The sequence below is a fragment of the Falsiroseomonas sp. E2-1-a4 genome (assembly GCF_051433165.1).
In the GTDB taxonomy this organism is placed as follows: Bacteria; Pseudomonadota; Alphaproteobacteria; order Acetobacterales; family Acetobacteraceae; genus Falsiroseomonas.
In genome coordinates, this window is record NZ_JBHMFS010000009.1 from 141583 (window position 1) to 154911 (window position 13329).

Annotated in this window: 11 protein-coding genes and 2 tRNA genes; 3 read left to right on the top strand and 10 right to left on the bottom strand. The window is 69.7% G+C overall.

What is annotated here, in order from left to right; genetic code table 11:
- Window positions 1–8 precede the first annotated feature (8 nt).
- Window positions 9–1280 carry a heme biosynthesis HemY N-terminal domain-containing protein gene (locus tag ACFHNC_RS12135; protein ID WP_437169481.1) on the top strand — a complete coding sequence of 424 codons (1272 nt, stop codon included), beginning with the start codon at window positions 9–11 and terminating at the stop codon, window positions 1278–1280.
- 4 nt (window positions 1281–1284) lie between these two features.
- On the opposite strand, the gene ACFHNC_RS12140 is transcribed toward ACFHNC_RS12135, so the two are convergent.
- From ACFHNC_RS12140 to ACFHNC_RS12150, 3 genes are read right to left on the bottom strand one after another with little or no spacing between them, the layout of a single operon-like run.
- On the bottom strand, window positions 1285–1968 hold the full coding sequence (locus tag ACFHNC_RS12140; RefSeq protein WP_437169482.1) for an ABC transporter ATP-binding protein: 684 nt from the start codon (window positions 1966–1968) through the stop codon (window positions 1285–1287).
- Window positions 1968–3212: an ABC transporter permease gene (locus ACFHNC_RS12145; protein ID WP_437169483.1), complete on the bottom strand. Its 1245-nt coding sequence runs from the start codon at window positions 3210–3212 to the stop codon at window positions 1968–1970. The genes ACFHNC_RS12140 and ACFHNC_RS12145 overlap by 1 nt, the downstream gene beginning before the upstream one ends.
- Window positions 3209–4279, bottom strand: a complete 1071-nt coding sequence (locus ACFHNC_RS12150) for an efflux RND transporter periplasmic adaptor subunit (RefSeq protein ID WP_437169484.1) — start codon at window positions 4277–4279, stop codon at window positions 3209–3211. Before ACFHNC_RS12150 ends, ACFHNC_RS12145 begins: the two co-directional genes overlap by 4 nt.
- A gap of 101 nt (window positions 4280–4380) precedes the next feature.
- Here ACFHNC_RS12150 and ACFHNC_RS12155 point away from each other — a divergent pair.
- Window positions 4381–4455 (top strand) — tRNA-Thr (locus tag ACFHNC_RS12155).
- Between the two features lie 1076 nt (window positions 4456–5531).
- On the opposite strand, the gene ACFHNC_RS12160 is transcribed toward ACFHNC_RS12155, so the two are convergent.
- The 5 genes from ACFHNC_RS12160 to ACFHNC_RS12180 all read right to left on the bottom strand — a co-directional run bounded on the left by ACFHNC_RS12160 (window position 5532) and on the right by ACFHNC_RS12180 (window position 11472).
- Complete coding sequence (locus ACFHNC_RS12160; RefSeq protein WP_437169485.1) at window positions 5532–5969, bottom strand: hypothetical protein; 438 nt, start codon at window positions 5967–5969, stop codon at window positions 5532–5534.
- Between the two features lie 670 nt (window positions 5970–6639).
- The gene (locus ACFHNC_RS12165) at window positions 6640–8139 is read right to left on the bottom strand and encodes a YfjI family protein (protein ID WP_437169486.1); all 1500 of its coding nucleotides are present in this window, start codon (window positions 8137–8139) and stop codon (window positions 6640–6642) included.
- On the bottom strand, window positions 8136–9143 hold the full coding sequence (locus ACFHNC_RS12170; protein ID WP_437169487.1) for a hypothetical protein: 1008 nt from the start codon (window positions 9141–9143) through the stop codon (window positions 8136–8138). The genes ACFHNC_RS12165 and ACFHNC_RS12170 overlap by 4 nt, the downstream gene beginning before the upstream one ends.
- Window positions 9130–9381: a hypothetical protein gene (locus ACFHNC_RS12175; protein WP_437169488.1), complete on the bottom strand. Its 252-nt coding sequence runs from the start codon at window positions 9379–9381 to the stop codon at window positions 9130–9132. The genes ACFHNC_RS12170 and ACFHNC_RS12175 overlap by 14 nt, the downstream gene beginning before the upstream one ends.
- A gap of 837 nt (window positions 9382–10218) precedes the next feature.
- Window positions 10219–11472: a tyrosine-type recombinase/integrase gene (locus tag ACFHNC_RS12180; protein WP_437169489.1), complete on the bottom strand. Its 1254-nt coding sequence runs from the start codon at window positions 11470–11472 to the stop codon at window positions 10219–10221.
- Window positions 11473–11603: 131 nt separating this feature from the next.
- Here ACFHNC_RS12180 and ACFHNC_RS12185 point away from each other — a divergent pair.
- A tRNA-Leu gene (locus ACFHNC_RS12185) sits at window positions 11604–11674 on the top strand.
- Window positions 11675–11711: 37 nt separating this feature from the next.
- Here the strand turns inward: ACFHNC_RS12185 and ACFHNC_RS12190 are convergent.
- On the bottom strand, window positions 11712–13070 hold the full coding sequence (locus tag ACFHNC_RS12190; protein ID WP_437169490.1) for a sigma-54-dependent transcriptional regulator: 1359 nt from the start codon (window positions 13068–13070) through the stop codon (window positions 11712–11714).
- The gene (locus ACFHNC_RS12195) at window positions 13067–13216 is read right to left on the bottom strand and encodes a hypothetical protein (protein ID WP_437169491.1); all 150 of its coding nucleotides are present in this window, start codon (window positions 13214–13216) and stop codon (window positions 13067–13069) included. Before ACFHNC_RS12195 ends, ACFHNC_RS12190 begins: the two co-directional genes overlap by 4 nt.
- Window positions 13217–13329 lie beyond the last annotated feature (113 nt).

A 13329-nucleotide genomic window follows, 5' to 3' on the forward strand; every position in this document is an offset into this window, starting at 1 on the left:
ACCGGATCATGCGGAGCGCCCTGATCTACCTGGTTCTTCTCATCGCCGGCATCGCCGGCATCCTGTGGCTCGCCCAGGTCGGCGGCGCGGTGGAAATCCGCATCGGCGATGCGGAGGTGCTGGTCGGCCTGCCGGTGGCGCTGCTGCTGCTGGCGGTGCTGTTCATGGTGCTGCATCTGCTGCTGGTGGCGATCTCCGCGCTGCGGCGCCTGCCGGGCCGGATGCGCGCCCGCAAGGTTGCCCGGCGCCGTGACGAGGGCGATACCGCGGTGACCCGTGCCCTGGTGGCGCTGGCCGCCGGCACGCCGGATGCCGCGCGCATCGAGGTCAAGCGCGCCCGCAAGGGGCTGGGCGACACGCCGCAGACCCTGCTGCTGGCCGCCGAGGCTGAGCGCCTGGCCGGGCGGGAGGAAGCGGCGACCGAGATCTTCCGCCAGCTCGCCGCCACGCCGGATGCCCGTTTCCTGGGCCTGCGCGGCCTGCTGCGCCAGGCGATCCAGCGCGAGGATTGGCCCGCCGCCCAGCGCCTGGCGCGGGAGGCCGAGGCCGCCCAGCCCGGCGCCGCTTGGCTGCGCCAGGAACGCGAGACGCTGGCACTGCGGATGCGTGACTGGCGGGAGGCGCTGACTCTGGCCCCGCCCGGCGCCGGCAAGGCCGCGCTGGCGCTGGCCGCGGCGGGGCAGGAGCCGGATGTGGCGCGCGCCGCGGAACTGGAACGCCAAGGCTTTGCCGCCGACCCGGCCTTCGCGCCGGTGGCACTGGCCCATGCGCAGCGCCTGAAGGATGGCGGCAGCCCGCGCCGGGCGCGGACCGTGCTGGAACAGGCCTGGACCGCGCAGCCGCATCCCGACCTGGCGCGCGACTATCTGCACGACGACGTGGATGCGCTGGCCCGGATGAAATCCGCCGAAGTGCTGGTCAAGGGCAACCCGCGCCATGCCGAAAGCCGGCTGCTGGTGGGCCGCGCGGCGCTGGAAGCCGGGCTGACCGGCCGGGCGCGGCAGGAGCTGGATGCGCTGGTCGCCTCCGGCCAGGCCGATCGCCGCGCCTTCCTGGCAATGAGCGACCTGGAGGAGGCCGAGCACGGCGAGACGCCGGAGGGCCGCGCCGCCCAGGCCCGCTGGCTGCGCCAGGCCGCAACGGCCGCACCGGAGCCGCGCTGGCGCTGTGCCTCCTGCGGCACCGACCATGAGCAGTGGACGCCGGTCTGCCCGAAATGCCAGGCCGTCGGCACCATCAACTGGGCCAGCCCGCAGACGCTGCCGGCGACGGTGGGGTAGGCGCCTAACCCTGGGCGGCGTCGCTTTCGATGACGCCGTCCACCAGGTTCACCCGCCGGCTGGCGCGGGCGGCGAGTGCCGCGTCATGCGTCACCACCACCACCGCGCAGCCCTCCTCCCGCGTCAGCCTTGCAAAAATGTCGAAGACGGCGGCGGCGTTGACGCTGTCCAGGTTCCCGGTCGGTTCATCCGCCAGGATCAGCGCCGGGTCGTTGGCCAGGGCACGGGCGATAGCGCAGCGCTGGCGCATGCCACCTGAAAGCTGTTCCGGCAGTTTCTGCGCCGCTGGCGCCAGGCCGAAGGCATCCAGCAGCGCCATGGCCCGGTCCCGCGCCGCCGCGCCGCGCAGCAGGCCGCGGCGGCGGATCGGGATCAGCACATTGTCCAGCGCGGTGAATTCCGGCAGCAGGAAGTGGAACTGGAAGACGAAGCCCAGCCGCGCCAGACGCAGCGCCGCGAGTTCCGAGGCTGGCAGCCGCGCCGTATCCTTGCCCTCCAGCAGGACATGCCCCTCACTCGGTCGATCGAGCAGGCCGAGCAGATACAGCAGCGAGGACTTGCCGGAACCCGAAGGGCCGGTGACGGCGATGAACTCCCCCGCCCGCAGGGTCAGGTTGATGTCCCGCACCAGCACCGGGCCTTCCGGCAGGCGCCTGGTGACGCCGCGCGCCTCCAGCAGCGGCGGCACTAGGCGGCGCCCCGCACCACCTGCACCGGGTCCAGCCGGCTGGCGCGCCGGGCCGGGATGACGGAGGCGAGCGCCGCCGCCACCATGGCGAAGAAGCTGGCCAGCACATACAGCCGCCAGTCCCGGTCCAGCAGGAATTGCCCCTGGCCGGAGGGGGTGTTGGTGCCGAAGCGGACCAGGGCCAGCCCCTCGATCATCAGCGCCCCCAGCACGCAGCCCACCAGCGCGCCGAGCAGCCCGGCGACAATGCCCTGCACCAGGAACAGCAACTGGATATCGCCTTCCGTGAAGCCGAGGGATTTCAGGATGGCGATGTCGCGCGTCTTCTCGATCACGACCGTCGAGATCACGTTGTAGATGCCGAAGGCGGCGACCAGCAGGATGGCGCCCGTGACGGAAAACATGATGGCGTTTTGGATGACGAAGACGGTCAGGATATTGGCCGATTGTTCTTCCCAGCTTTCGGTGCGGTCGCCGAAGCGGGCCTCGATCTGGCGGGCCATCGGCTCGGCCTGGGTGACGTCCGCCAGGCGGATCAGGATCTGGTTCACCACATTGGGCCGGTCCGCCAGCACCTGCGCCACCTTCAGCAGCGCGAAGCCGTGGCCCTGATCCACCGCCTGGATGCCGGTGCGGAACATGCCCACCACCTTCATCGACAGCACCGTGCCGTTGGGTGCCACGGCCGACAGCGTATCCCCCATGCCGATGCCAAGCCGCCAGGCCAGCGCCTCACCGACGATGATGCCGTTGGCCGAGCGGCGCAGATCCTCCAGCGTGCCGGCGATCATGTCCGATTCGATGTTGGAGACGCGGCGATGCCGCTCCGGCTCCAGCCCCGTCAGCACGGCGGAGACATCGCGGGACCCGTAGCGCAACAGGGATTGCGCCTGCAGTACGGGGGCGGCGGCGACACCCGGAATCGCCTCCAGGATCGCCACCTTCTGCCCGGCATTGCGGATGCCGCGCACCCGGTCCCGCGGCTTCACGCCATGCACCAGCACGGCGCCATCCGGATGCGCGAGCTCCGCCGCCTGCGCCGTGGGGCGGCGGGTCTCGTCCTTGATGGTGATGTGGGGCGAGACGTCGATGATCTGGGTGACGAAATAGGTCTGGAAGCCGCGCATGATGGCGGCGGTGGCGATGAAGAAGGCGACGCCCAGCGCGATGCCGGTGACCGAAACCAGGGTCTGCCGCAGCCGCCGCGTCAGCATGCCGCGCGCCAGGTCCAGCAGCAGCCTCATGGCGCGGCCGTGCGTTCCAGCCGCACCGCGGCGCCATCCTGCAGCCCCTCCGGCGGGTTCAGCACCACCGCTTCGCCGGCGGCCAGGCCGCGCAGGATCTCGATGCTGCGCGGCGCCTGCACGCCGATCTCCACCTCTCGCCGCTGTGTCACTTCCTTCTCCACCACCCAGAGATGGGCGCGGCGCGTGGTGCCGGGGGGTGCTGCGGGCGGGGCGGTGGGGGAGGCATCGCGCGGCGCCGGCGGCAGCACCACGGCGGCCGGCGGCACCAGCACCGCATCCGGCGTTTCGCGCAGCACGATGTTCGCCTCCACGGTCATGCCGATGCGCAAGGGCGTGTCATCCGGCAGGGTCAAGCGCACGCGATAGGCCTTGCGGACCGTATCGCCCTTTGGCGTGATCTGGCCAACTTCCCCGGTCATCGGGCGATTGGGGAAGGCATCCGCGCGCAGCAGGGCGCGCTGGCCGGGAGTGATGCGGGCGATGTCCTGCTCATCCACTTCCGCCGTGATGCGCAGGGGGCGCGGTTCGCCCACCCAGAACAGGGCGGCGGGCGTGTCTACCACCTCCCCCAGTTCCGCATCGCGGCGCAGGACGAGGCCGGAGGCGGGGGCGCGCACGACATAGTCATCCAGCCGTTGGTTCGCGGCATCGGCGAAGGCGCGGGCGGTCTGGGCATCCCGCTCCGCGCGTTCCAGCGTGGTGCGGGCGGTGATGTCGCGCGCCACCAGGGTGCGGGTGCGGGACAGATCCTCCACCGCGAAGCGGGCGCGGGCCTCGGCCTCCGTCGCGGCGGAGCGGGCCTGGCGGTCATCGAGCCGCGCGAGGGGCTGGCCTTCGGTGACGCGCTCGCCTTCCTCCACCAGCACTTCGGTTAGGCGGCCGCGGATGGCGGGGCCAATGCGGGCCCATTGCTCCGGCTCCACCGTGCCGGTGGCATAGACCGCCTCCAGCGCCGTGCCCTGGGTTGCGAGCGCGATGCCGACGCGCGGCGGCAATCCGTACCGGACCCAGGCGGCGAGACCGCCCACGAGGAGGATGGCGAGGAGGAGGAGGAGGCGACGCATGCGCGCCGACGCTAGCAGCTTCGCGGCGCGCGGTCATGGGAGGGTTCGGAAGCGGGTTGTCGCGCGGCGCGCGCGGCGCTATAGGGCCGCGCTGTTGGTGCGCCGACATAGCTCAGCGGTAGAGCAACTGATTCGTAATCAGTAGGTCCCCGGTTCAATCCCGGGTGTCGGCACCATTCTTTCCAATGGCTTAGAGCGCGCATGTGGCCGGATCGGACATTTCGATTAGGCTTGCGGACCCCTGGCGGACCCGTCGGGCAGAAACTCGGTCGAATTTTAGGTGTCGGTTAGGTCCGCTCGCGTCTCCGGCAGCGGCCCGGCTTGCACGAACAATTCCCAAGGGCGCGCATCCGCCCGCACGTCGATTACAATGTGCCGCCCGCCACACGCGGCGCACACCAGCCGGCGCCGCAGAGCGTTCACGCTGCGGCCTGGGTCCTGGCCTAACAGCCGGAAGGCTGCCCGAATGGATAGGGGGCGGACCCGATGGCATCCGCTCGCACCCGCGCAATGGATTGTGAAATAGATCCTGTCCGCGTCCGCAAGCTGGCGACCGATGCGGACATAGCCATCGGCAGCAAGAGGGCCGTTGTGTCGCGAATCCGGATCAAGCTGGCGGGGCATTAGGAGAGAATACGCCTATTGCCTAGGAGGCAAAGCCTGTTCGGGTCCTCGGCCGGACCGTGTGAATACGGGGGGCGTTGGCGCGCAGGTCAGGTAGTCGTGCCGCCTCGGCCGGGTAGCATCACCCCTCGCGAGGATGAGGAACCCCTTCGTCCATTCGGCGCCTAACGTCCGGCCGCCCCCCGAACCGCTTCGGTGCCGGCTCCCAAGAGGGACCCGCGCGGGGAACCGGAAATGTCGTGGTTTATAGATGCGGTGCGGGAGGTCCGGTCCGGGCTTGGCTCGCCGCTAGAGATTTTACCCCCCCCTTGCGTGCGCGCGCGCGCGTGATTTCCCGTGTTTGCGTTTGATCTGCGGACCTGGCGCCGGTCCCGGAGGCAATCCGGCCAGAGTATCCGCCCCCCTGCACTTTGAAACGTGGACGCGGCTATTTTCCTTTACCGCCGGTCCCGACGGCAGCCCCATCCGACAAATGACACCCCCCCTCTGGGGCGGCCTTGAATTTTCGCGCGCCTTGCTCGCAGGGGCCGCGCCTTTCCCTTGGGGCACATAGCTGCACCAAGAGCGTGGGCGGCAACTCGGCGAAGCGGCTTCCCCTCCCGCTGTTTTGCCGTCCCGTGGCTGTGCCTCAGCGGTGCCCTTCGCCCGGCCGGATGCGGCTACCATCGCGACGTCTGAATGATGCGTCGCACGGACTCAGCAGCCTCGCTGGCATGGTAAACTCCCGCAGGGTCGAAACCCGGCGCACGACAATACTCAGATCGTGATGGCCAAGTCGCCCGTAGGCGGGCGGATCAACCACGGCAAAGACATGCCACTCCCGATCTACACTCTCGTAACGGACAAACGAACCCTCTGTCATTTTCGACATTGCGTTCCAAAATGGACTGCTCAGGTCTTTTTCGTAGTGTCCTCCACTCGCGAGGTTCGGGATTAGAACGGTCCGAACATTTGTTCGGTAACCTTCGTTGGTGTTCGGTTCCGGGTTTGACCTGTCGCTGGTCGTTTCCGGCTGCTCGGGTGGATCAATCGGTTGATTGAATAGCCACTGAATGATCCGGAACATGGCCCCATTCCCCGCCGCATTGACAGGCCAACGGTGGCACGGCTTCGTTGCCGTGTCGCACAATTTTGCGTAGGTCGCACACCCGAAACAGGGAGACGGAACCCGGCGGCTGTGACTGTTCGTGCTGCTTGGGGGGGGGCAGAATCACGCCAGCTTCCACCCCCCCCGGGACCGCGCCCATCCGCACGCGGAGATTATTTCCCATAGTTGAAAAAATTCAGTCAGGCCGCGCGCTCCACCACCGCCAGTCCCGGCGGCGGCGGGTGACAGGTGCGGCAGCGCCAGCCGCGCGAATTGCTGACTTCCGTCCACCATCGCCCGGCCCGCCGGTCCGCCCGGCCGCAACATGAACACCAGGCGCCGGCCGGTGGTGGCGTCGGGTCGGACCATGACGGCGGGCGTTGAAGCCCGGCCGCCATATAGCCCGCCACAGTGGCCCGGTGGTCCGCCTCCGGCGCGGGCTGCCCGAAGTCACCGCGCGCCTCGGCAGCCATCGCGGCGGCCTCGGCGGCGGCATCCCGGTTTTCCGGTTGCCAGGGTGGCCCCCTGCTAATCCTGCTAAGGCTGCTAATCGGAGGCGCCGGATTAGCAGGATTAGCAGCTTTAGCAGGGGCGGACCCCTCGGCCCGGATTTTCGCCAGCGCGGCCCAGGGGTCGAAAGCGGATTCGCTCACTCCACCAATTCCCAGGCCTCCCGCCGGCTCGCACCATCAACCTCGCTCCCGACCGGCAGCCGCCGCAGCCAACCGTGATCTTCAAGGGTCGCAGCCGCCGCCCGTGCCGCCGCTGCGGATCGGATGGCGCCGGGTCCGGTCTGGTAGATTTGTGCCAGGTGGCATTGCGGGTCCCGCCGATCCTGCCACCAGCGCAGCAGCGCCGCCGCCTGCCGCAGTTCGGGCGTGACGCTGGCGGCACCAATCAAGCGCAGCATTTCGGCGGCGTAGTGCTGCGCCAGCGCGATGCCGCACGCCACATACTCGGCGCCGATCTCCATGGCATCCGGGTCCGCATAGGTGGCGAGCACCGCCGCCAGCCTCCCCGCGTGCTCGGGCGCTTTGGCACCGAAGGCGCGGATCGGACGCCATGCGCCACCGTCACCGATGGCCCGCTCGGCGTGGTCGTGGAACGCGATCCACACCGCTTCCGCCTCTGGCGTCAGGGTCAGGGCGGGCGGGTCGAGCACGTCGGATGCGTCCGGGCGCGTGACTGGCGGGCGCGTCAGCAGCAGGGTCAGGCGGTCGTTGTAGGCGTCGAGCGTGGCCCGGCAGGCATCCGGTGGCGTGCTGAACATGCGGGTTCCCGCCGTGCTCTCCGGCGCCACCAGCAGCACCCGCGCCAGCATCCCGATCCCGTCGAGCGTAGCGTCACCGAATAGCCGGTCCGCCACCACCGCCTGCATCATGATATGCGCGCTGCACCGCCGGCCCGGCAGGAAGGTGGCGCCGGTCATCACCCGGCGGCGGCGGATTGGATCGCCGTCCCAAAGCGTGTTCATCAACGCGCCGGTCCGCATCCGGCTTTCATCGTTGAAGGCGGACCCGCCGATAAGCACGCCGCCCTCCGCCGTAAACACACCGGCCCAGGGGCGGCCTTCCGCCAGGTGCAGCACCAGCGCCTCCGGCGTCGGGTCCGCGATCAGCAGCATTGGGTGCGGCGGGGGCTTGGGTTCGGAGCCAAGATGCAGCAGCCCATCACGGATAAGGCCACGGTCGCCCTTGTGCTTTTTCTTCATCGCCTCACAGGCCTCTTTCCACGCCGCGAGGTCCGCGCGGAACCGATCCACCAGCGCCCCGTTTTCACCCCGCCACCGTTCTTCAATCCGATAGACCGGCGCCAGCGCCACGCGATCCACAGAGGATTTCCGCTCCCCGCTTTCAGCCACGGAAACGAACAGGCCGGTCAACGGCTTCTCCCCGCTACCGGGTAGCGCCACATTCCGCTGCGCCTGCACCGCCAGCGTTGTCGCCGCCAGCACGGATTGCGCGCAGAGAGCGAAAGGCGCCTGCGTCCGCATCTGCACCGCCTCAGCCGCGTAGCGCAGCGGACCCAGGGCTTGCGCCGGGTAGTCGAGTGCGGGCGGCAGCGGGCGGAACAGCGGGCGCTTTTCACCATGGCCGCGGGCCATGCTGGCGGCGGCCAGGGCTTCATGGAATCGAGGATCGGATTTCATCGGCTGCCCTCCGCGATGCCGCGCGCTATGCCGTCGCAGGCGGTGGCCTCGGTGCGGTGCTTGTCCTGTCCGCCCCCATCCATGGCGGCGTTTGCCAGCACCGCCGCAGCGGCGCCGGCTTCAAGCTCACCGGCCGCCACCATTTCACCGGCCCGGCAGGCGGCCCAAAACAGGATGGGATGCCGCTCCCCATCGGGCGCGCTGCGGACCGCGTAGATCAGCCCGGCCAGGCGTTCGGTGCTGCCGATACCCCAATCAATTCCAGCGGGCGCTATCGGCCTCCCCATGGTCTGCGGTGGCGGTGGTGGCGTCAGTTCGGCAGGCGCTGGTGGCGTCACCCGATCTTCACCCGGCAGCAGCACCATGCGGCAGGGCAGCGGGTCCGCCATCCCGATGAACAGCGGCGCAGCCGAATAGATCGGTTGCGCCGCGCCGAACACGCTGCGGTCAACCGGGTGTCCGCGCAGCCATCGCTTGCACTCGGCGCCAGCAAGCGGGCGCGTCAGCAGGAACCAAAGGCGCAACCGGGCGCCCGGTTTGAAGCCATGGCCGGCGGTGGCACCCACGATGCAGGCGGCACCATCAAACGCTTGCGGCAGCGCAGCCCGCGCCAGTTCACCGCAGCAGATCAGATCCAGGATATCGGTCCCGCCCGGCAGCGGCAGACTGTCCATATCCAGCGCCAGCCATTGCCGCGCCGCCTCGGCCAGCGTCGGCGCCTCCCCGGTTTCCGGGTCAGGATGCACCAGCCGGCGCACCGCCCGTGCGCGTGCTGGATCACGGATGGCGCCGCGCAGGATGCAGGTGTCGCGGCGCGTCAGCAGGTCGTGCAGCAGCTGGTGCAGCGCGTTGAGGTCGGGCGCCACCACCGCGTTGAGGTCGAGGATGCGCGCGCGGTCGTAATCTGCGGTGGTGCCGTCCGCGTGGCGCGTTTTGCATAGGCGCCTGCCGCGTGCGGTGGCGAGCGTGATGGCGTGGGGGTCGAGCGTCTCAGCGGCCTGCATGTGCGGCCTCCATGGATTGCAGCGCGGCCAGGGCGGCGCGGAGATTCGGATAGGCCAACGGCAGACGCCGGCCGGGGATCGTGATGCAGGCGCGCGGTTCGCCATCGGCATCGCGCAGGTCATCGCGCAGCACGAGGCGCGCACCACAGTCCCGGCGCGCTGCCGGCGGTGGTGGTGGCGGGTCTGGCGCAATCCATTGGAACAGAGGCAACGGCGCGAGCGTGATGGCACGCCGCATCCGGTGCCGCCGGCCGCAGGTAGGGCAGGGATTCGGAGGTCGCATGTCGAGGTCCTGTCACGAGGCCAGGACGCAACAGGAGCGTGGCGCGAAGCGCGCGGTATGCTAAAAGGCGAGCGTCACCACCGCCTTATCCCACCACCAAACGCATCGCCGCCGGGTCGCTCCATGCGCCCGGCGGTTTTCGTTTTATGCGGTGGTGCGGTCGCGGAGCGGCGCAGCGCCGGCCAATTCGGCGGCGCGGTGCGGGTAGGTCCGCGCAGCGGCCCAGGCCTCGGCTGCGGCCAGCGGATACACGATCCGGCGCGGTCCGATGCGGACATAGGGCGCACCGTCCCCGGTCAAACGCCAGCGTTGCAGCGTTCGCGTGGAGATTTGATAGCGCGCGGAAAAATCACGTTCCGTCAAATACATAACTGCCACGAATACCCCTTTCAGGGGTCAGTCGGGCACCGGTCGTTTCATAAGGCGTGCCAATTACGCTTTGCTTTGTGCAGTTCGGCACTATGATCCCGTCCGGCGGCCCCGGCCGCCCTTGATCCTGACAATCAAGTCCGGCCCTCTCCACGCGGCAAACGTGGGGGGGGCCATCCTTGTGCCGATCGGCGCCGGATTTTCCCCCGTAGAGGGTGCTGCGAGGATCGCTGCCACCATGGCAATGATCCCGCCGGACCAAACTTTGCGAAGCCAGATCGCGGCGTCGATTTCGAGCTGCTGTTCTGGCGTCAGGGCCATGCCCGGATGGCGCGGCCCATGGAGGGTAGATAGCGCAAATGGCGGGGCTTCGTAATGTCCGGTGTCACCCCGCAATGTGCGCGTAAAGAAAGTGCAACATTCTCAGACCGCGCGGTGCCTCGCCCGTGTCGCGGAAAGCACCGTCACCTTCGGATCGGCTTCCGGCTTCGCCTCGGCGCAGCGCAGGATATGCGCGGCCCACGCTTCCAGCGCGCGCTTCCGTTCCTCCGCAAAATCGTGACGCTGATACACCCGGCCAGCCCCGTGCAGCGTGCTCGGCTGATGCGCCAGCAGCTTGTCCGCCACCATCGGGTTGAACCCCATCGCGGCCAGCGCGGAGACACCCGTGCGACGGATATCGTGCAGCCGCCAGCCTGAAACCTTCGCCGCCCCGTCGAGCGCCGTCTTGGCCTTGGTGAATCCCGAGACTGCGGTTTTGCCGGTGGTGGAGAAAACCAAGTCCTGCCCATCCACCCGCGTGACGACGCGCAGCGCATCGTGCGCAGCCTCCGGCAGCGCCACGATATGCGCCGCGCCACGCTTCATGCGCGCGCCGGGGATGGTCCATGTGGCGAGGTCTGCGGACAGTTCCGACCAGCGCATCCCGGCCACTTCATCGCGCCGGCCCATCGTCAGCAGCAGCACGCGGAACAGCGGCCCCCAAGGCTCACCCATGGCTGCGGCGGCGGTCCAAACCCTCCCCACCTCGGCATCGGACAGAACCCGCTCACGGGCCACCACACCGGCCGGAATGGGCAGATTGAGGAACGGGTTGCCGGCCAGCTTCCCGCGCTTCACTCCCCACGAATAACAGGCGCGGCCATAGGCGAGGGTCCGGCCAGCTATGGCGACGGTGCCGGCCTTCACCAGCGCATCCAGCGTGTTCACCGCCTCCGCGCGCGTCAGGCTTACGGCGGGCTTCGTCAGATGCGCCGGGAAGGCGTGCTTGATCGCCCGGACCGCCTCGGCGGCATAGCGCGGGCGCTTTCCGGCCAGATGCAGCTTCGCCCAATCATCCACCAGCGTCTCAAGGGTCAAAGCGCGTTCGGCTCGGTCGAGGTCCGCCGCCGCCTTCCGCGCGGCGCGCTTGGCCTTCGGATCATCGCCCTTGGCGAGTTCCCCCAGAATGGCGCGGGTCGCCGTCCGGGCTTGGTCGAGCGTGATGCCGCCCCACACCCCCAGGCGTTCCCGCCGCCGCTCGCCGGTCGCCCGGTCGGTCCATGCGGCATAGAAGGTCTTGGAGCCTGCCGTGGCCCGCACGCGCAGCCCCACAACCTCGGCATCGGATACCCAGGCCTCGCGCTTCCCGTCCGGCAGGTCGAGCGACGCAATCAGCTTTTCGGTCAGTCTCGCCATGGCCCGCTTATCTCCACCTGCGGACCCCGTGCGGACCCGGCAGGCGGGTCCGCAAGGCAATCCATGGCGGGAATAATCAGATGGTCCGGGCTGAAAGGCAAGGAAAACGTAGGGTTATGGCGCATCGTGTCGCCGCGTGGCGGACCCCAAACGCTTATTCGTAATCAGTAGGTCCCCGGTTCAATCCCGGGTGTCGGCACCATCCGCCCTCCGCCGACATATTTGCCCGGCGCCACCCTTCACCGCGCCGAAACCCCAAGCCGCCGCATCCGGTCCCACAGCGTCGTGCGCGAAACGCCCAGCGCCCCGGCCGCATCACCGAGCCGCCCGCCGCAGCGGGCCAGCACGCGCTGGATATGCGCCCGTTCCGCCGTATCGCGCGCCTCGGCCAGGGAAAGTGGCTCTGTCTCGGTCGCCGCATTCATCACCTCGCTGGGCGGCACCGGGCGCGGCACCGTCATCGTGGCGCGTTCCGGGAACAGATCCGCGGCGCCGAGCGCCGGGGCGTCCGCCAGCAGCACCGCGCGCTCCACCCGGTTCCGCAGTTCCCGCACATTGCCCGGCCAGGGATGCGCCAGCATCGCCGCCATGCCATCCCCGGCGAAGCTGCGCCCGGATGGGGCGAAGCGTTGCAGGAAGTGCCGCGCCAGGTCCTGAAGGTCGTCCGGACGGGTGCGGAGCGGCGGCAGGGCCAGCGGGATGCCGGATAGCCGGAACCACAGATCGGCGCGGAAGGCGCCCGCGGCGACGCGCGCGGGCAGGTCGGCATTGGTGCTGGCGATGATGCGCGCCTCGGTCTCCACCGGTGCCGTGGCGCCGATCCGCAGGAAGCGGCGTTCCGCGATCAGCCGTAGCAGCCGGGCCTGGAAGGCGGCGGGCAGGTCGCCAACCTCGTCCAGGAAAAGGGTTCCGGCGCCGGCGGCCTCCACCAGGCCGGGGGTGTCCTCGCCGCCGAACAGGGCGGCCTCGGCCGCGGCCGTCTCGGCCGGCAGGGCGGCGCAATCCACCACCACGAAGGGCGCCGCGGCCCGGGCGCCGGACAGGGCATGCAGCCGGCGCGCGGCCACCCCCTTGCCGACGCCGCTTTCACCGGTCAGCAGCACCGTGGCCTCCGCCCGGGCCACGCGCTCCAGCTCTCCCTGGAAGGCCAGCATGGGCGGGGACCGCCAGCCGGGCGGGTCGAGCACGGAGGCCAGGTCCGCGGCATCCACGGCCCCGTCATCGGCGCGATCGGAGGCCCGCAGCTTGTCGAGCACGCGTTGCGCCGGGAAGGGCTTCGCCAGGTAGTCATCGGCCCCGGCGCGCAGCAGCCGCACCGCCTGGTCCAGGCCGCCAGAGGCGGTCGTCATCACCACGGGCACGCCGCCGAGTTCCGGCATCAGCCGGACCATCAGCGCCTCCCCATCGCCATCCGGCAGCTGGACGTCGCAGAGGACCAGATGCGGGCGGTGGCAGCGCAGCAGTGCCTCCCCGGCCGCGGCGGTCTGTGCCCAATGGGTGATGACGCCGGCCAGGCGCAGGCGCTGCGCCAAGGCGCGACCGAAAACCGGATCATCCTCAATCATCACCACGGTGCAGCCGGCGAGGTCCCGGATCATGCCGGCAGCCCCTCAGCCTCGGTCGGCGCGGCGGCTGGTGGCAGGCGGCCGAGCGCCGCGCCGCGCTCCCGCTCCGCGACATGGGTGACCATGCCGCTGAAGGCGGCGGCGAGCGAAACGGGCAGGGAGGGCCATTGCAGATGCATGAAAAGGCTAAAACCGACCGGTGTCGTCAGCAGCAACGCGGGACGCGGGCGATGGGTGCATGCCTGATGGGCCGGGCGTGGAATGCCAGTTCAGGAATCTGAACATCGTGTCG